Consider the following 17202-nt stretch of genomic DNA (forward strand, 5'->3'; position numbering starts at 1 on the left):
CGACGACGTGACCCTCCGAACCATCGATTCCCTGGGTCCGCTCGCCGGCACGCGCGTCGTCGTCCGCTGCGACCTCAACGTCCCACTGAAGGACGGGGTCATCACGGACGACGGCCGCGTGCGCGCGTCGGTCCCCACCATCACCGCGCTCGTCGACCAGGGCGCGAAGGTGATCGTCATCTCGCACCTCGGTCGTCCCGAGGGCGCGCCGGATCCGAAGTACAGCCTCGCGCCCGTGGCCGCGCGGCTCGACGAGCTCCTCGAGGTCCCCGTGGCGTTCGCCGCCGACACCGTCGGCGAGGACGCGGCGGCCAAGGTCGCCGCCCTCGGCGACGGTGAGGTGCTCGTGCTCGAGAACCTCCGGTTCAACCCGGGCGAGACCAGCAAGAACGAGGCCGAGCGGACCGCCTTCGCGGGGCAGATCGCCGAGTTCGCCGACGCGGTCGTCTCCGACGGCTTCGGCGTCGTGCACCGCAAGCAGGCCAGCGTCTACGAGCTCGAGCAGCTCCGCCCGAGCGCGGCCGGCCTGCTGATCGCGAACGAGCTCGACGTGCTCTACCGACTCACCGAGAACCCCGAGCGCCCGTACGTCGTCGTGCTCGGCGGGTCGAAGGTGTCCGACAAGCTCGGCGTGATCGAGCACCTGCTCCCGCGGGTCGACGCCCTGCTCATCGGGGGCGGCATGCTGTTCACGTTCCTGGCGGCCCAGGGCCACAAGGTCGGGTCGAGCCTGCTCGAGGCGGACCAGATCGACACCGTCAAGGGCTACCTCGCGGATGCCGCGGAACGCGGCGTCGACATCGTCCTGCCGACCGATGTCGTGGTCGCCGAATCCTTCTCGGCCGATGCGGCCCACGAGGTGACGGCGGCCGACGGGATCGAGGAGACCGCGTTCGGCGCGTCCGGCCTGGGACTCGACATCGGACCGGACACCGCAGCGGCCTTCGCCGAGCGGATCCGCGGCGCGAAGACGGTGTTCTGGAACGGGCCGATGGGCGTGTTCGAACTCGCGCCCTTCGCCGCCGGCACGCGCGCGGTGGCGTCCGCCCTCACCGAGGTCGACGGCCTCAGCGTCGTGGGCGGGGGCGACTCGGCCGCCGCGGTGCGTCAGCTCGGCTTCGACGACGATGCATTCGGACACATCTCGACGGGCGGAGGCGCGAGCCTCGAGTTCCTCGAGGGAAAGAAGCTCCCCGGACTGGAGGTCCTCGGATGGCAGTGAGCCGCACCCCGTTCATCGCGGGCAACTGGAAGATGAACCTCGACCACCTGCAGGCGATCGCCTTCGTGCAGAAGCTGGCGTGGTCGCTGGCCGACGCGAAGCACGACTTCGCCGATGCCGAGGTGGCCGTGTTCCCGCCCTTCACCGACATCCGCTCGGTGCAGACCCTCGTGTCGGCCGACGACCTGCCGATCGCCTACGGCGGCCAGGACCTGTCGCAGCACGATTCGGGCGCGTACACCGGCGAGGTGTCGGGCGCGTTCCTGGCCAAGCTCGACTGCCGGTACGTCATCATCGGCCACTCCGAGCGGCGGACGCTGCACGGCGAGTCCGACGCCGACGTGAACGCGAAGGTCAAGGCTGCGCACCGTCACGGGCTGATCCCCGTGCTCTGCGTGGGCGAGACGGCCGACGACCTCGAGCAGCACGGCGCGAGCGCGGTGCCCGTCGCCCAGCTGCGTGCCGCCCTCGACGGCGTCGATGCGGGCAAGGGCCTCGTGGTCGCCTACGAGCCGGTCTGGGCCATCGGATCGGGCAAGGCCGCGACCCCGGAGCAGGCCCAGCAGGTGGCCGCGGCGCTCCGCGCCGTCCTCGGCGAGATCGCCGGCGACGAGGTCGCGGCGTCCACGCGCATCCTCTACGGCGGTTCGGTCAAGGCCGCGAACATCGCGTCGTTCCTGCGCGAGCCGGACGTCGACGGTGCCCTCGTGGGTGGCGCAAGCCTCGACCTCGACGAGTTCTCGAGCATCGTCCGCTTCAAGAAGCACGTCGGGGCCTGACCGGCCGACGTCCGCGCCGCTCCGCGTCGCCCGGCCCGCCTACGGCGCGGGCCGGGCGACGCGGACGGCTATACTCGACTGGCGGCATTCGACACTTGGTCATGCCCCGGAAAGGTTTCACCGTGGAGATTCTCCAGGTCGTCCTGCAGGTGCTGCTCGGCCTCACGAGCATCCTGCTCACGCTCCTGATCCTGCTGCACAAGGGCCGTGGTGGCGGACTGTCCGACATGTTCGGCGGCGGCGTCACCTCGAACCTCGGTGCCTCCGGGGTCGCGGAGCGCAACCTGAACCGCATCACGATCATCCTCGGCCTCGTGTGGGTCACGTGCATCGTGGTGCTCGGACTCATCACGAAGTTCGACGCCGGTATCTGACGGAGGTCACCGTGGCATCAGGAAACAGCGCGATCCGAGGCTCGCGAGTCGGCTCCGGCCCCATGGGCGAGCAGGACCGCGGCTTCCACGCCGACCGCATCGCGGTCAGCTACTGGGACGCCCAGGGCAACGAGACGGTGCGGTACTTCGCCGCGAACCTGCCCGAGGAGGAGATCCCCGACGTCATCGACAGCCCGTCCACCGGTCTTCCGGCCGGGCGAGACAAGGACAACCCGCCCGCGGTGGCGAAGCTCGAGCCGTACAAGACCCACCTGGCGTACGTGAAGGAGCGGCGCACCGAGGAAGAGGCGGAGGCGCTCCTCGAGGAGGCGCTCCAGCAGCTGCGGCAGCGTCGCGGCACCCAGTCCAAGGACTGACCGCCCGCGCGCTGCGCCCGCCGCGAGACGAACACGAAGGCCGCCCCGGAATCCGGGGCGGCCTTCGTCATGCGGTCGGGTCGCGGCTCAGTACTCCCGCGCGATGAGCGAGTCGGGGACCTCCGCCGCGGCATCCTGGTCGATGAAGAAGACCGTGCGGCGCCGCCCCTTGATGCCGGCCACCGGCACCTCGTCGCGGCTGGCGCCCGCGAGTGCCAGCCCGAGCGCCGACGCCTTGTCGGCCCCGGCGAGCACGAGCCAGACGCGCTGGGCGGCGTTGATCACCGGGCGCGTGAGGCTGAGCCGCTCGGGCGGCGGCTTCGGCGACTCGCGGACCGCGATCACCGGTCGGTCGACCACCTGGATGCCGGAGCGGTGCGGGAACAGCGACGCGACGTGGCCGTCCGGACCGACGCCGAGGAACACGATGTCGAACACGGGGTGCGGGTACCCGGCGGCGCCGAACCGGCCGAGCTCGGCAGCGTACGCCTCGGCGGCCTCGTCGAGCGACATCCCGGAATCCGAGGCGGGGAAGGGGTGCAGGTTGCCGTCCGGCAGGCCGAGGGAGTCGAGCAGCGCCTCGCGCGACTGGCGATCGTTGCGATCCTCGTGCCCCGTCGGGACCCATCGCTCGTCACCCCACCAGAAGTGGACGCGCGCCCAGTCCACCGACTTGTGGGCGGGGGAGTCGCGGACCGCTTCGAGCATCGCGGCGCCCATGCTGCCACCCGTGAGCACCACGTGCACCACGTCCTGGTCGTCGAGCAGGTCCAGCACCTTCGTGATGAACCGGGCGGCGACCGCACCCGCCAGGGTGTCCTTGTCGGGGTGGACGAGCACGCGGCGCTCGTTCGTCATGCGGTGACTCCTTCGTCGTCGGTGTCCCGGCCCGTGGCGATGAGCGACAGACCGCTCGTGATCACCTCACCGTACAACTCATCGGGGTCGAGACGGCGAAGCTCGTCGGCAAGGCAGTCGCGGAGGCTTCGGCGGGGGAGCGCCACGTCGTGCACGGGCTGGCCGGGCTGGCGCAGGGTCGCCACCCCGGGCTGGTCGCGCACGAGTTCGATGGTCCCCGTCGAGCGGACGAGGTGCACGCCGCGGATGCCGTGCGAGCCGTGCTCGAGCCCGACCAGCGAGCAGTCGGTGCTCGCGCCGAGCTGCATGGACAGCCATGCCGCGAGCAGGGTGGTTGACGGGCTGTCGATCGATCCGCGCACGCGGACCGCCGTGACCGGCTCGTAGGGCGGCTGGTCGAGCACCGCCGCGAGCTGGGCACGCCACAGCGTCAGGCGCGTCCACGCGAAGTCGGCGTCGCCGGGCTGGTAGCTGTCGGCGAGCGCGTGCAGCGCCGCCTGCGGGTCCGGCTGGGTCGACGCGTCAGTGATCCGACGCTGCGCGATGCGGCCGAGCGGAGAGTCGCCCGGCACGGCGGGCGCGGCGCCGGGCCACCAGGTGACCACTGGGGCGTCGGGCAGGAGCAGGCCCATCACGAGGCTCTGCTCGTCCTGCGCCGCGTCGCCCCGGGCACGGAGGATGATGACCTCGCTCGCGCCCGCATCTCCGCCGACGCGGATCTCCGCGTCGAGGCGGCTGTCATCGGTGGCGGGATCGCCGTCGTCGGGCTCGCGGGACACCACGATGACGCGCATCGGGTGCTCGCGCGACGCGTCGTTGGCGGCCTCGATGGCCTCCTCCTCGCCCTCCTGGGTCGTCGCGATGACCAAGGTGAGTACGCGGCCGAGGGCGACGACGCCGCCCTCCTCGCGGATCTTGACGAGGGTCTTCGAGACCTGGCTGGTGGTGGTCTCGGGCAGTTCGACGATCATGGGCGCCTCCAGGTGCGTCCGTCACGGGCGAGGAGCTCGTCGGCGGAGTCCGGGCCCCACGATCCGGGCTTGTACTGCTCGGGCCGACCCTGCGTGGCCCAGAACTCCTCGATCGGGTCGAGGATCTTCCACGAGAGCTCGACCTCCTCCTGTCGGGGGAAGAGGGGCGGGTCGCCGAGCAGCACGTCGAGGATGAGCCGCTCGTAGGCCTCGGGGCTCGCCTCGGTGAAGGCGTGCCCGTAGCCGAAGTCCATCGTGACGTCGCGGACCTGCATCCCGGCGCCCGGGACCTTCGATCCGAACCGGATGGTGACGCCCTCGTCGGGCTGCACACGGATCACGAGCGCGTTCTGCCCGAGCTGGGAGGTCTGGCTGTCGGCGAAGACCTGCTGCGGCGCGCGCTTGAACACGACCGCGATCTCGGTCACGCGGCGCCCGAGCCGCTTGCCGGCCCGCAGGTAGAAGGGCACACCGGCCCACCGTCGCGTGCCGATGAGCAGCTTCATGGCCGCGTAGGTCTCGGTCGTCGAGTCGGGGTTCATCCCGTCCTCGTCGAGGAACCCGACGACCTTCTCGCCGCCCTGCCATCCGCCCGAGTACTGGCCGCGCGCGGTGGCGGTCGCGAGGTCGGCCGGAAGGCGCACCGCGCGGAGGATCTTCTCCTTCTCGGCGCGCAGGTCGGCGGCGTCGAACGAGATCGGCTCCTCCATGGCGGTCAGCGCGAGCAGTTGGAGCAGGTGGTTCTGGATCACGTCGCGCGCCGCGCCGATGCCGTCGTAGTAGCCGGCCCGGCCGCCCACGCCGATGTCCTCGGCCATGGTGATCTGCACGTGGTCGACGAAGTTGGCGTTCCAGATCGGCTCGTACAGCTGGTTCGCGAACCGGAGCGCGAGGATGTTCTGGACCGTCTCCTTGCCGAGGTAGTGGTCGATGCGGAACACCGAGTCGGGCGGGAAGACCGACGCGACGACGTCGTTCAGCTCGATCGCCGACGTGAGGTCCGAGCCGAACGGCTTCTCGATGACGACCCGCCGCCACTGGCCGTCCTTCTGCTCCGTGAGACCAGACCGCTTGAGCTGCTCGGTGACCACCGGGAACGACTTCGGCGGGATCGAGAGGTAGAACGCGTGGTTGCCCATGGTGCCGCGTTCGCGGTCCAGTTCGTCCACCGTCCGCCGCAGGCGCTCGAACGCCTCGTCGTCGTCGAAGGCGCCCGGCACGAAGCGGATGCCGCGGGCGAGCTGCTGCCACACGTCCTCACGGAACTCGGTGCGTGCGTACTGCTGCACCGAGTCGTGCACGACCTGCTCGAAGTCCTGGTCCTCCCAGTCCCGGCGGGCGAACCCGACGAGCGCGAAGCCGGGCGGCAGGAGTCCGCGGTTGGCGAGGTCGTACACCGCGGGCATGAGCTTCTTGCGGGAGAGGTCGCCCGTGACGCCGAAGATGATGAGGCTCGACGGTCCGGCGATCCGGTTCAGGCGGTAGTCCTTGGGGGAACGCAGCGGGTTGTGCGTCGCCGTGATCTCGACCGGCTGCATGCGCGTGCCCGACTCAGCCGATCGCGGCGCGCAACGCCTGGACGTCACGGCTCGGATCGGTGAGCGTCAGCGTCAGCACCGGGCGGCCGTGCTCGGCGAGGACCGACGCGTCGCCCGAGGCCTGCGCGGCGATGAGCTCGCCGAACGTGAAGGGACGATCCGGGATCGCGAGGTCCTCCACCGGGCGCTGCACGAGCTGGAGGAAGACGCCGTGAGCCGGGCCGCCCTTGTGGTACTGGCCGGTGGAGTGCAGGAAGCGCGGTCCCCAACCGAACGTGACGGGTCGACCGGTGCGCGCGGCGAGCACGTCGCGGAGCTCCTCGACCTCGGGGTGCGCGACCCGGTCGACGTACGCCTGGACCGAGAGGTAGCCGTCTGCGGGCAGCTCCTCGAGGAGCACCTCGATCGCCGAGGACAGGTCGCTCGCGGCGCCGATCACGTCGGGAGTGCCGCGGACCTCGATGCCGTCGGTGACGAAGGCGGCCGGAGCGGGCTCCGGCCGGGCGTCGAGCAGCCCGCGGGCGGCGATCTTCGCCGACTCGACGTCGGGCTGGTCGAACGGGTTGATGCCGAGGATGCGGCCGGCGACCGCCGTCGCGTACTCCCAGACGAGCAGCTGCGCGCCGAGCGTGCCGGACACGCGGATCTCGCCGTCGGTGCCTTCGACGAACACCTCCGCGCCCGCGTCGTCGACGAGGCGCACGACCTGGACGTCGGCGGCGACGGAGGCGAGTTCCGGCGCGTCGGCACCGAGCACGACGGGCAGGATGCCGGTGCCCTGCTTGCCCGTGGACTCGGCGATGAGCTGCTCGGCCCAGTCGGCGAATCCGACGATGTGCGTGCCGTCGGCGACGATGGCGAGCTTGTCGCGGCGCGGTTCGGTCGCGGCGATGGCGGCACCGAGGATGAGGCCGGGGTTCTCCTCGGCGTCGACCGCGAGCGCCAGCTCGATGGCCTGCGTCTCGGCGAGCAGTTCGTCGAGGTCGACGCCGGCGAGGCCGGACGGTACGAGGCCGAAGGCGGTGAGCGCCGAGTACCGCCCGCCCACGGTGGCATCCGCAGTGAACACCCGGTAGCCCGCGGCGCGCGCGGACTCCTCGAGCGGGGAACCGGGGTCGGTGACGACGATGATGCGCGATGCCGGGTCGACGCCGGCGTCGCGGAAGGCCTGCTCGTAGGCGCGTCGCTGGGAGTCGGTCTCGACGGTCGAACCCGACTTCGAGGACACCACGAGCGCCGTGCGGCCGATCCGGTCGGCGAGGGCGGCGCGCACCTGGCCGGGCTCGGTGGAGTCGAGGACGGTGAGCTTCGCGCCCGCGGTACGCGTGATGACCTCGGGCGCGAGCGACGACCCGCCCATGCCCGCCAGCACGATGTGCTCGACGCCCTGGGCGCGCAGTTCGTCCCGGAGGGCGGCGATCTCGCCGAGGAGCGGACGGGAGACGGCGACGGCCTCGGTCCAGCCGAGGCGCTTCGACGCCTCGTCCTCGGCCCCGGGTCCCCAGAGCGTGGCGTCGAGCGCCGTGATGCGGGAGGCGACGCGGTCGGCCACGAGCTCGGGCACGACGCGCCGGACGGCGTCGGCGGCGGCGCCGCTGACGGAGATGCGGAAGCTCATCGCGCGGCCTCCAGGGCGGCGCGCACGGTGTCGAGCAGCTCGTGCCACGACACGATGAACTTGTCGACGCCCTCGCGCTCGAGCAGCTCGGTGACGTCGTCGTAGTCGACGCCCACGCCCGCGAGGGCATCGAGCACGCGGCCGGCCTCGGCGTAGGCGCCGGTCACCGTGTCGCCCTCGACGACGCCGTGGTCGTAGGTGGCCTCGAGGGTCTTCTCGGGCATCGTGTTGACGACGCCCCGCGCGACGAGCTCGGTCACGTACAGGGTGTCGGGCAGTGCCGGGTCCTTGACGCCGGTCGAGGCCCACAGCGGGCGCTGGCGGTTGGCGCCCGACTCGAGCAGCGCGGTCGCCCGCTCGGTCGCGAACTGCTGCTGGTACAGCTCGTACGCGAGGCGGGCGTTGGCGACACCCGCGCGCCCCTTGAGCGCGAGCGCCTCCGGGGTGCCGATGGCGTCGAGCCGCTTGTCGATCTCGGTGTCGACGCGCGAGACGAAGAAGGATGCGACCGAGTGGATGGTCGACAGGTCGATGCCCGCCGCCTTGGCCTGCTCGAGCCCGGCGAGGTAGGCGTCGATGACGTCGCGGTACCGGTCGAGGCTGAAGATGAGCGTGACGTTGACGCTGATGCCGGCGCCGATCGCGGCGGTGATCGCCGGCAGGCCCGCCTTGGTCGCGGGGATCTTGATCATCACGTTCGGCCGGTCGACCTTCTCCCACAGGCGGTGGGCCTCGGCGATGGTCGCGTCGGTGTCGTTGGCGAGGTCGGGGGAGACCTCGATCGAGACGCGACCGTCGTAGCCGTCGGTGCGGTCGTACACGGGCCGGAACGCGTCGGCGGCGTCACGGACGTCGTCGGTCGTCGTCTCGAAGACGGCCCGGTCGACGTCGGCGCCGTCGGCGGCGAGCGCGCGCAGCTGCTGGTCGTACGCCTCGCCCTTGGCGAGCGCCGCGGCGAAGATCGTCGGGTTGGTGGTCACGCCGACGACGTCGCGCTCGGCGATGAGCCGCTCGAGGCCGCCGGAGGTGATGCGCTCGCGCGAGAGGTCGTCGAGCCAGATGCTGACGCCGGCCTCCGAGAGGGCGGCGGTGGGGGTGTTGGTGCTCATGCGGATGGTCTCCTTCATGCTCGTCCTCACGCGGAGGCGAGCGATTCCTTCGCGGCGGCGACGACGGCCTCGGCCGTGATCCCGAACTCGCGGAACAGGGTCTTGTAGTCGGCGGAGGCGCCGAAGTGCTCGATGGACACGGCGCGGCCGCGCGAGCCGAGGTAGCGGTGCCACGTGAGCGCGAGGCCCGCCTCGACCGAGACGCGAGCCGTGACGGATGCCGGGAGCACCGACTCGCGGTACTCGGGGTCCTGCTCCTCGAACCACTCGAGGCTCGGCACCGAGACGACGCGGGCCTGCGTGCCCTCGGCCGCGAGCTGGTCGCGCGCGGCGAGGGCGACCTGCACCTCGGAGCCCGTGGCGAGGATGATCACGTCGGGCTCGCCGGACGCGGCCTCGGCCAGGACGTAGGCGCCCCGGGCGACGTTCGCGGCCGAGGCGAGGGTGTCGCCGGATGCCGCACCCTCGCCACGCTCGAACACGGGGATGTTCTGCCGGGTGAGGGCGATGCCCGCGGGCCCGCCGCGCCGCTTGAGGATCTCGAGCCACGCGTACGCGGTCTCGTTCGCGTCGGCGGGCCGGACCACCGACAGGCCGGGGATGGCTCGCAGGCTCGAGAGCTGCTCGATGGGCTGGTGCGTCGGGCCGTCCTCGCCGAGGGCGACCGAGTCGTGCGTCCAGACGTAGATCGACGGCACGCCCATGAGCGCCGCGAGTCGCACGGCGGGGCGCATGTAGTCGCTGAAGATGAGGAAGGTGCCGCCGAACGCGCGCGTCTTGCCGTGCAGCACGATGCCGTTCACGATCGCCGCCATGGCGTGCTCGCGGATGCCGAAGTGCAGGACCCGGCCGAAGGGGTCGCCGCTGAACTCGTGGGTCGAGTGCTCGGTCGGGATGAACGACGGCGCGTCGTTGATCGTGGTGAGGTTCGACTCGGCGAGGTCGGCGGAACCGCCCCAGAGCTCGGGCAGTCGGCCCGCCAGCGCGTTGATGACCTTGCCCGATGCGGCGCGCGTGGAGACGTCCTTCCCGGGCTCGAACACGGGCAGGACCTCCTCGAGGCCCTCCGGCAGCTCGCCGGCCTCGAGGCGGTCGAGCAGTGCCTTGCGCTCGGGGTTCGCCTCGGCCCACGCGTCGAAGGCCTGCTGCCACCCGCGCTTGGCCTCGGCCGCCCGGTCGCGGGCGTTGCCGCGCGTGTGCCCGATGACCTCGTCGGCGACGACGAAGTGCTGCTCGGGGTCGAAGCCGAGCACCTCCTTCGTCGCGGCGAGCTCGTCCGCTCCAAGGGCGGAACCGTGGATCTTGCCGGTGTTCTGCTTGTTCGGCGCCGGCCAGCCGATGATCGTCTTCAGGATGATGATCGACGGCTTGCCGGTCTCGGCCTTCGCGGCCTCGACGGCGTCGTTGAGCTCGGCGACGTCCTCGACGTACTGGCCGGACTTCTTCCAGTCGACCGTCTGGACGTGCCATCCGTACGCCTCGTAGCGCTTGGCGACGTCCTCGGTGAAGGCGATGTCGGTGTCGTCCTCGATCGAGATCTGGTTCGAGTCGTAGACCACGACCAGGTTGCCGAGCTGCTGGTGGCCCGCGAGGGAGGAGGCCTCGGCCGTCACGCCCTCCTGGAGGTCGCCGTCGCTCGCGATGACGTACACGTGGTGGTCGAACGGACTCTCGCCTGCGGGCGCGTCGGGGTCGAAGAGCCCGCGCTCGTAGCGGGCCGCGTAGGCGAAGCCGACCGCGGACGCGAGGCCCTGGCCGAGCGGGCCGGTGGTGATCTCGACGCCGTCGGTGTGCCCGTACTCGGGGTGCCCCGGCGTCTTCGAGCCCCAGGTCCGCAGCGCCTGCAGGTCCTCGAGCTCGAGGCCGTCGCCCGCGAGGTAGAGCTGCACGTACTGGGTCAGCGAGCTGTGCCCGGCGGACAGGATGAAGCGGTCCCGCCCGAGCCAGCCGTGATCGGCGGGGTCGCGGCGCATGACCTTCTGGTAGAGCAGGTAGGCGACGGGAGCGAGGCTCATCGCCGTGCCGGGGTGGCCGTTGCCGACCTTCTCCACGGCGTCGGCGGCGAGCACGCGCGCCGTGTCGACCGCGCGATCGTCGATGGGGTCCCAGTGCAGAGTTGCCACGGGTTGGGGTTCCTTCCGGTCGTGACGGCGTCGGGGAGCCTCTCCATTCGGCTCCCGGACCCGCCGGGGAAACGCGACGGCGCGGTGGAGCCCGGTGACCGATCCGGTCATGCGTCAGGTGGAGTTGCACGGCGAATCCGCGCCCCGGGCGCGCTGACCTCAGTATATGGAGTCGGCCATGCTCTGTGACGGGGCTTGACGCGTCGCCCGGGACCCCGCGGTACGCCACGCGCCGGGCTCGCCGGGGGCGCCGATGGCCTAGACTCGAACGGAATGCGCGCGCCTCATGCCCAGTCTCGCGCGCCTGGAAGAGGAAGTTCATGCAGGCCGCACCGACCATGCCCGACGCTCGACGGACGACCACGAGCCTGCGACGCAAGGTCGCCGCGTACGTCGCCCTGACGAAGCCGAGGGTGATCGAGCTGCTGCTCGTGGTCACCGCCCCCACGATGATCCTCGCCGCCGGCGGCCTGCCGGACCTGTGGCTGGTGTTCGCCACGCTCATCGGCGGCGCCATGAGCGCGGGCTCCGCCGGGGCGTTCAACTGCTACATCGACCGGGACATCGATCGCGTCATGCGGCGCACCAAGGGCCGGCCCCTCGTCACCGGCGAGCTCACCGATCGCGAGGCGCTCGTCTTCGCGTACGCACTCGGTGCGGCATCCATCGTCTGGCTCTGGGCGTTCACCAACTGGCTCGCCGCCGCGCTGTCGCTCGGCGCGATCCTGCTCTACGTCGTCTTCTACAGCCTCATCCTGAAGCGCCGCACCGCGCAGAACATCGTCTGGGGCGGGGTCGCCGGGTGCATGCCCGTGCTGATCGGCTGGGCTGCAGTGACCGGCAGCCTCGACTGGGCGCCGTTCATCCTGTTCCTGATCATCTTCCTCTGGACCCCGCCGCACTACTGGCCGCTGTCCATGAAGTACAAGGACGACTACGCCGCCGCGGGCGTGCCGATGCTGGCCGTCGTCCGCGGACGCGCCCAGGTCGGCCTGCAGGTGATCCTCTACGCGTGGGCGACGGTCGCGGCGACGCTCCTGCTGGTGCCGATCGCCGGCATGGGCGTGCTCTACACGGCCGTGGCGCTCGCGACCGGCGGCTGGTTCATCTACGAGACCCACCGCCTGTACGGCCTCGCCATCCGCGGCGAGGAGGTGTCGCCGATGCGGGTCTTCCACGGCTCGATCGTCTACCTGTCGCTGCTGTTCCTCGCGGTGGGCATCGACCCGCTGCTGCCCTTCTAGCCGCCGCGAGGCTCCCCGGCCATCACCGGGCGGATGCCGCGAGCTCGGCGTCCGTCGCCGCGGCGACCGCGGGCGCCGGCTCCGTCATGCGCAGCAGGAAGGCGGTCATGGTCGCGGCCATGAGCGCCGCGAGCACCATGTGGATGCCGACCAGCAGCGGCGGGAGGCCGTTGCGCGCCTGGTAGAGCCCCACGGCGATCTGGACGAGCTCGACCGCGAGGAGCACCATCGACCACCCGAGCACGGGCAGGCCCCGTCGGCGCGCCGCGATGACCAGCGCGACCGTGAGGACCAGGAGCGCGTAGCCTGGCCAGGCGTGGATGTGCTCGAGGAGTTCGGCGTTGTACCCGGTCCGGCCGGCGTCGACGTCGCCCGAGTGCGGGCCGGACGCCGTGGTGAGCACGCCGAAGACGATGGAGACGGCCAGCACGACGGTGGAGGCGTAGGCGAGCCGCGCGTACCAGGTCGGCACCGCGAGGACGCGAGGACCCGGCACCGTGCGGAGCCGGACGAGGTAGGCCGCGGTCACGCACACGAGCAGGAGCGACGCGACGTAGTGGAAGCCGACGATGAACGGGTTCAGTCCCGTCCAGACCGTGATGCCGCCGACGACGGCCTGCGCGACGATGCCGAGGACCACGACGAGGGCGAGCCGCCACAGGTCGCGCCGCTCGCGTCGGAGGCGCCAGATCGAGAGGAGGACGAGCAGCGCCACGATGCCGACGACGCCGGTCATCAATCGGTTGCCGAACTCGATCACGCCGTGGATGCCCATCTCGGGTGTGGAGACGAGTGAGTCCTCGGTGCACAGGGGCCAGGTGGGGCAGCCGAGGCCGGACCCCGTCAGCCGGACGGCGCCGCCGGTCGCGATGATGATGGTCTGCGCCAGGAAGGACAGCCACGCGGCCACGCGTACGCGGCGGTCGATGCGGTCGGGGAGCCACGCGATGAAGCGGTTCACGCTCGTCGTTCCTGATCCGGGCCGCGGTGGGAGGGCGCTGGGAGTCGGACCTCCGGGACCTTCGACCCTATAGACTTGATTGGTTGGCAGGGGCCGTGCGACGCGTGAGCGCGTGGGCGGACCCAACAGCCATTGTAGGTTCGCGACGAAGCCACCCGCACATCACCCCATGACGGCAGCGGCACCTCGACCGGGCCGCGGGGGTGGGCCGGACTGATAGCCGGTGCGCGGGAGGAGAAGAGGGAGAGCATGACGGACGTACTCATCGACCGCCCCGAGTTGGAGGGGCTCGGCACGTACGAGTTCGGCTGGTCCGACTCCGACGTGGCCGGGGCATCCGCTCGACGCGGCCTGTCGCCCGAGGTGGTGGCCGACATCTCCCGCCTCAAGGGGGAGCCGGAGTGGATGCTGCAGCGACGCATGCGCGCGCTCCAGCTCTTCGACCGCAAGCCCATGCCGTCGTGGGGCGCCGACCTCTCGGGCATCGACTTCGAGAACATCAAGTACTTCGTCCGCTCGACCGAGAAGCAGGCCCAGACCTGGGAGGACCTGCCCGAGGACATCCGCAACACCTACGAGCGCCTCGGCATCCCCGAGGCGGAGCGCCAGCGCCTCGTCGCGGGCGTCGCCGCGCAGTACGAGTCGGAGGTCGTCTACCACCAGATCCGCGAGGACCTCGAGGAGCAGGGCGTCATCTTCCTCGACACCGACACGGCGCTGAAGGAGCACCCCGAGATCTTCGAGGAGTACTTCGGCACGGTGATCCCCGCCGGCGACAACAAGTTCGCGGCGCTGAACACCGCGGTGTGGTCGGGCGGCTCGTTCGTCTACGTGCCGAAGGGCGTCCACGTCGAGATCCCGCTGCAGGCCTACTTCCGGATCAACACCGAGAACATGGGCCAGTTCGAGCGCACGTTGATCATCGCCGACGAGGACAGCTACGTGCACTACATCGAGGGCTGCACCGCCCCGATCTACAAGTCGGACTCGCTGCACTCGGCCGTCGTCGAGATCATCGTGAAGAAGAACGCCCGCGTGCGCTACACGACGATCCAGAACTGGTCGAACAACGTCTACAACCTCGTCACGAAGCGGGCCGTCGCCCACGAGGGCGCCACCATGGAGTGGATCGACGGCAACATCGGCTCCAAGGTGACGATGAAGTACCCGTCGATCTTCCTCATGGGCGAGCACGCCAAGGGCGAGACCCTCTCGGTCGCGTTCGCCGGCCCGGGCCAGCACCAGGACGCCGGCGCGAAGATGATCCACATGGCGCCGTACACGCAGTCCTCGATCGTGTCGAAGTCGATCGCCCGCGGCGGCGGTCGTGCGGGATACCGCGGCGAGGTACGGGTCGATGCGAACGCGCACCACTCGGCCAACACCGTGCGCTGCGACGCGCTGCTCGTCGACACGATCTCGCGCTCGGACACCTACCCGGCGATCGACATCCGCGTCGACGACGTGCAGCTCGGCCACGAGGCCACCGTCTCGAAGGTCAGCGAGGAGCAGCTGTTCTACCTGATGTCGCGCGGCATCGAGGAGGACGAGGCCATGGCCATGATCGTGCGCGGCTTCATCGAGCCGATCGCGCGCGAGCTGCCCATGGAGTACGCGATGGAACTCAACAAGCTCATCGAGATGGGCATGGAAGGATCGGTCGGCTAGGGATGACCGTCGCAACGCAGAGCACCACTATGCCCACCGCCGAGCAGCACGGCTTCCGACCGCACTCCGACGGTCCGATCGTGCCCGTGCAGACCCGCTCGGAGCGCTTCCGCTCCACCGCGGTCGCCGACTTCGCCCCCGTCACCGGTCGCGAGCACGAGTGGAAGTACTCGCCCGTCGCGGCGTTCGCCGACCTCACGTCGGGCGAGCTCGACGGCGCGCGCCTCGAGGTGACGTCGACGGATGCCGCGGGCGTCGCGCTCTCGTGGATCCCGCGCGAGGACGAGCGCATCGGCACGGCCGGCCTCCCGGAGGACCGCGCCGCGGCCAACGCCTGGTCGAGCTTCGGCGAGGCGCTCCTCGTCGCGGTCACGGGTGAGGAGGCGAAGACGGTCACCGTCACGCGCTCCGGCCTCGGGTCCGCCCCGCGGGCCGCGCACACGGTCATCGAGGCGGCGCCGAACAGCCGCGCGCTCGTCGTGCTGCGCGGCACCGGCGACGCCCGCCTCGCCGAGAACGTCGAGATCGTCGTCGGCGAGGGCGCGAACCTCACCGTCGTCTCGCTCCAGGAGTGGACCGACGAGTCGGTGCACCTGGCCAGCCACTTCGCGCGCATCGCCCGCGACGCCAAGCTCAAGCACATCGTCGTCTCGCTCGGCGGCAAGGTCGTCCGGGTCAACCCGTCGACGCACCTCGCCGAGCAGGGCGGCGACGTCGAGGCGCTCGGGCTGTACTTCTCCGACGCCGGCCAGCACCTCGAGCAGCAGGTGTTCGTGCACCACGACGCCCCGCACACCCGGTCGCGCGTCACCTACAAGGGCGCGCTGCAGGGCGATGGCGCGCGCAGCGTCTGGATCGGCGACGTCCTCATCGGCAACGCCGCGACCGGCACCGACAGCTACGAGCAGAACCGCAACCTCGTCCTCACGGACGGCACGCGTGCCGATTCGATCCCGAACCTCGAGATCGAGACCGGTGACATCGAGGGCGCGGGTCACGCGTCCGCGACGGGCCGCTTCGACGACGAGCAGCTGTTCTACCTTCAGGCCCGCGGGATCCCGGAGGACGAGGCACGCCGTCTGGTCGTCCGCGGCTTCCTGGCCGAGGTCGTGCAGCAGATCGGCGACGCCGAACTCGAGGAGCGCCTGATGTCGGCGCTCGAGGCCGAACTGCAGGGGAGCTGACGTGGCATCCGTTCGCGTGTGCGGGGTCGACGACCTCGCCGTCAATGAGGCCCAGCGCTTCGTCGTCGAGGGCGTTCCGATCGCGGTCGTGAAGGACGCCGCCGGCGACATCTTCGCCATCGGCGACACCTGCACGCACGGCGACATCTCCCTCTCCGAGGGGTTCGTCGAGGATGACACGCTCGAGTGCTGGGCCCACGGCTCCAAGTTCTCGCTGCTGACCGGCAAGCCGCTCACACTGCCCGCGTACGAGCCGGTTCCCGTCTTCAAGGTCGAGATCACCGACGGGGGCGTCCACATCGACCCCGAGGTGAAGCTCCCCGTCTGACCGTCCCGACTCCCACCGACTTCCGGCCCCAGGGCCGACACCAACGAAAGAGACCACCGAATCACCATGTCCGTGCTCGAGATCAAGAACCTCCACGTCAACGTCGAGACCGACCAGGGGACCCGCGAGATCCTCCGCGGCGTCGACCTCACCATCAACGAGGGCGAGATCCACGCCGTCATGGGGCCGAACGGCTCCGGCAAGTCGACGCTCGCCTACACGATCGCCGGCCACCCGAAGTACACCGTCGTCGAGGGCGAGATCCTGCTCGACGGCGAGAACGTGCTCGAGATGTCGGTCGACGAGCGTGCGCGCGCCGGCCTGTTCCTCGCGATGCAGTACCCGGTCGAGATCCCCGGCGTGACCGTCACCAACTTCCTCCGCACCGCCAAGACCGCGATCGACGGCCAGGCGCCGTCGATCCGCAGCTGGGTGAAGGACGTGCGCGAGTCCATGGGCAACCTGCGCATGGACGCCGCGTTCGCCGAGCGCAACGTCAACGAGGGCTTCTCCGGCGGTGAGAAGAAGCGCAACGAGATCCTCCAGCTCGAGCTGCTGAAGCCGCGCTTCGCCGTCCTGGACGAGACCGACTCGGGGCTCGACGTCGACGCGCTCAAGGTCGTCTCCGAGGGCGTGAACCGGGCCAAGGCGAACACCGGCCTCGGCATCCTGCTGATCACGCACTACACGCGCATCCTCCGCTACATCAAGCCGGACTTCGTGCACGTGTTCGTCGCGGGCCGGATCGCCGAGCAGGGCGGTCCCGAGCTCGCCGACCGCCTCGAGGAAGAGGGCTACGACCGCTACCACGTGGCCGAGCCCGCCGCCCAGTAGGCGCCGGTAGAATC

16 protein-coding genes are annotated in these 17202 nt (G+C 70.8%); 9 read left to right on the plus strand and 7 right to left on the minus strand.

Annotated features, from left to right (window positions below; all coding sequences use genetic code 11):
* Positions 1-7: 7 nt before the first annotated feature.
* The 4 genes from RH861_RS09140 to RH861_RS09155 all read left to right on the plus strand — a co-directional run bounded on the left by RH861_RS09140 (position 8) and on the right by RH861_RS09155 (position 2752).
* The gene (locus RH861_RS09140; protein WP_310520720.1) at positions 8-1222 is read left to right on the plus strand and encodes a phosphoglycerate kinase; all 1215 of its coding nucleotides are present in this window, start codon (positions 8-10) and stop codon (positions 1220-1222) included.
* Positions 1213-2001 (plus strand): triose-phosphate isomerase, encoded by a 789-nt coding sequence (gene tpiA / locus RH861_RS09145; protein ID WP_067947348.1) that lies wholly within the window; start codon positions 1213-1215, stop codon positions 1999-2001. The genes RH861_RS09140 and tpiA overlap by 10 nt, the downstream gene beginning before the upstream one ends.
* A gap of 122 nt (positions 2002-2123) precedes the next feature.
* Entirely contained in the window at positions 2124-2375 is a 252-nt protein-coding gene (gene secG, locus RH861_RS09150) for a preprotein translocase subunit SecG (protein WP_067947350.1), read from the plus strand.
* A gap of 11 nt (positions 2376-2386) precedes the next feature.
* Positions 2387-2752, plus strand: coding sequence for an RNA polymerase-binding protein RbpA (locus RH861_RS09155; protein ID WP_067947352.1), 366 nt, complete (start codon positions 2387-2389; stop codon positions 2750-2752).
* An 87-nt stretch (positions 2753-2839) separates the two neighbouring features.
* Here RH861_RS09155 and pgl read toward each other — a convergent pair whose 3' ends face one another.
* The 6 genes from pgl to tkt are packed head-to-tail and all read right to left on the minus strand — an operon-like array spanning position 2840 to position 10969.
* On the minus strand, positions 2840-3610 hold the full coding sequence (pgl, locus tag RH861_RS09160) for a 6-phosphogluconolactonase (protein WP_310520721.1): 771 nt from the start codon (positions 3608-3610) through the stop codon (positions 2840-2842).
* On the minus strand, positions 3607-4581 hold the full coding sequence (locus RH861_RS09165) for a glucose-6-phosphate dehydrogenase assembly protein OpcA (protein ID WP_310520722.1): 975 nt from the start codon (positions 4579-4581) through the stop codon (positions 3607-3609). The genes pgl and RH861_RS09165 overlap by 4 nt, the downstream gene beginning before the upstream one ends.
* Positions 4578-6119, minus strand: a complete 1542-nt coding sequence (gene zwf, locus RH861_RS09170) for a glucose-6-phosphate dehydrogenase (protein WP_310520723.1) — start codon at positions 6117-6119, stop codon at positions 4578-4580. The genes RH861_RS09165 and zwf overlap by 4 nt, the downstream gene beginning before the upstream one ends.
* A 13-nt stretch (positions 6120-6132) precedes the next feature.
* Entirely contained in the window at positions 6133-7737 is a 1605-nt protein-coding gene (locus RH861_RS09175) for a phosphoglucose isomerase-related protein (protein WP_310520724.1), read from the minus strand.
* Positions 7734-8846, minus strand: a complete 1113-nt coding sequence (gene tal, locus RH861_RS09180) for a transaldolase (protein ID WP_067947428.1) — start codon at positions 8844-8846, stop codon at positions 7734-7736. The genes RH861_RS09175 and tal overlap by 4 nt, the downstream gene beginning before the upstream one ends.
* 26 nt (positions 8847-8872) lie before the next feature.
* A complete protein-coding gene (tkt, locus tag RH861_RS09185) occupies positions 8873-10969 on the minus strand; it encodes a transketolase (RefSeq protein WP_310520725.1) in 2097 nt (698 codons plus the stop codon).
* A 338-nt stretch (positions 10970-11307) separates the two neighbouring features.
* On the opposite strand from tkt, the gene RH861_RS09190 reads away from it, so the two are divergent.
* On the plus strand, positions 11308-12213 hold the full coding sequence (locus RH861_RS09190; RefSeq protein WP_310520823.1) for a heme o synthase: 906 nt from the start codon (positions 11308-11310) through the stop codon (positions 12211-12213).
* 22 nt (positions 12214-12235) lie between these two features.
* Here RH861_RS09190 and RH861_RS09195 read toward each other — a convergent pair whose 3' ends face one another.
* Positions 12236-13174 carry a COX15/CtaA family protein gene (locus RH861_RS09195; RefSeq protein ID WP_310520726.1) on the minus strand — a complete coding sequence of 313 codons (939 nt, stop codon included), beginning with the start codon at positions 13172-13174 and terminating at the stop codon, positions 12236-12238.
* Positions 13175-13423: 249 nt separating this feature from the next.
* Here RH861_RS09195 and sufB point away from each other — a divergent pair, with 249 nt between their 5' ends.
* The 4 genes from sufB (at position 13424) to sufC (ending at position 17188) form a co-directional block, all read left to right on the plus strand.
* Positions 13424-14842 (plus strand): Fe-S cluster assembly protein SufB, encoded by a 1419-nt coding sequence (gene sufB / locus RH861_RS09200; protein ID WP_310520727.1) that lies wholly within the window; start codon positions 13424-13426, stop codon positions 14840-14842.
* Between the two features lie 2 nt (positions 14843-14844).
* Complete coding sequence (sufD, locus tag RH861_RS09205; protein WP_310520728.1) at positions 14845-16026, plus strand: Fe-S cluster assembly protein SufD; 1182 nt, start codon at positions 14845-14847, stop codon at positions 16024-16026.
* 1 nt (position 16027) lies between these two features.
* Entirely contained in the window at positions 16028-16354 is a 327-nt protein-coding gene (locus RH861_RS09210) for a non-heme iron oxygenase ferredoxin subunit (protein WP_067947370.1), read from the plus strand.
* Between the two features lie 66 nt (positions 16355-16420).
* Positions 16421-17188: a Fe-S cluster assembly ATPase SufC gene (gene sufC, locus RH861_RS09215; RefSeq protein ID WP_310520729.1), complete on the plus strand. Its 768-nt coding sequence runs from the start codon at positions 16421-16423 to the stop codon at positions 17186-17188.
* The last annotated feature ends 14 nt before the right edge of the window (positions 17189-17202 follow it).

It is taken from the genome of Agromyces indicus, assembly GCF_031432295.1.
Taxonomy (GTDB): Bacteria; Actinomycetota; Actinomycetes; order Actinomycetales; family Microbacteriaceae; genus Agromyces; species Agromyces indicus.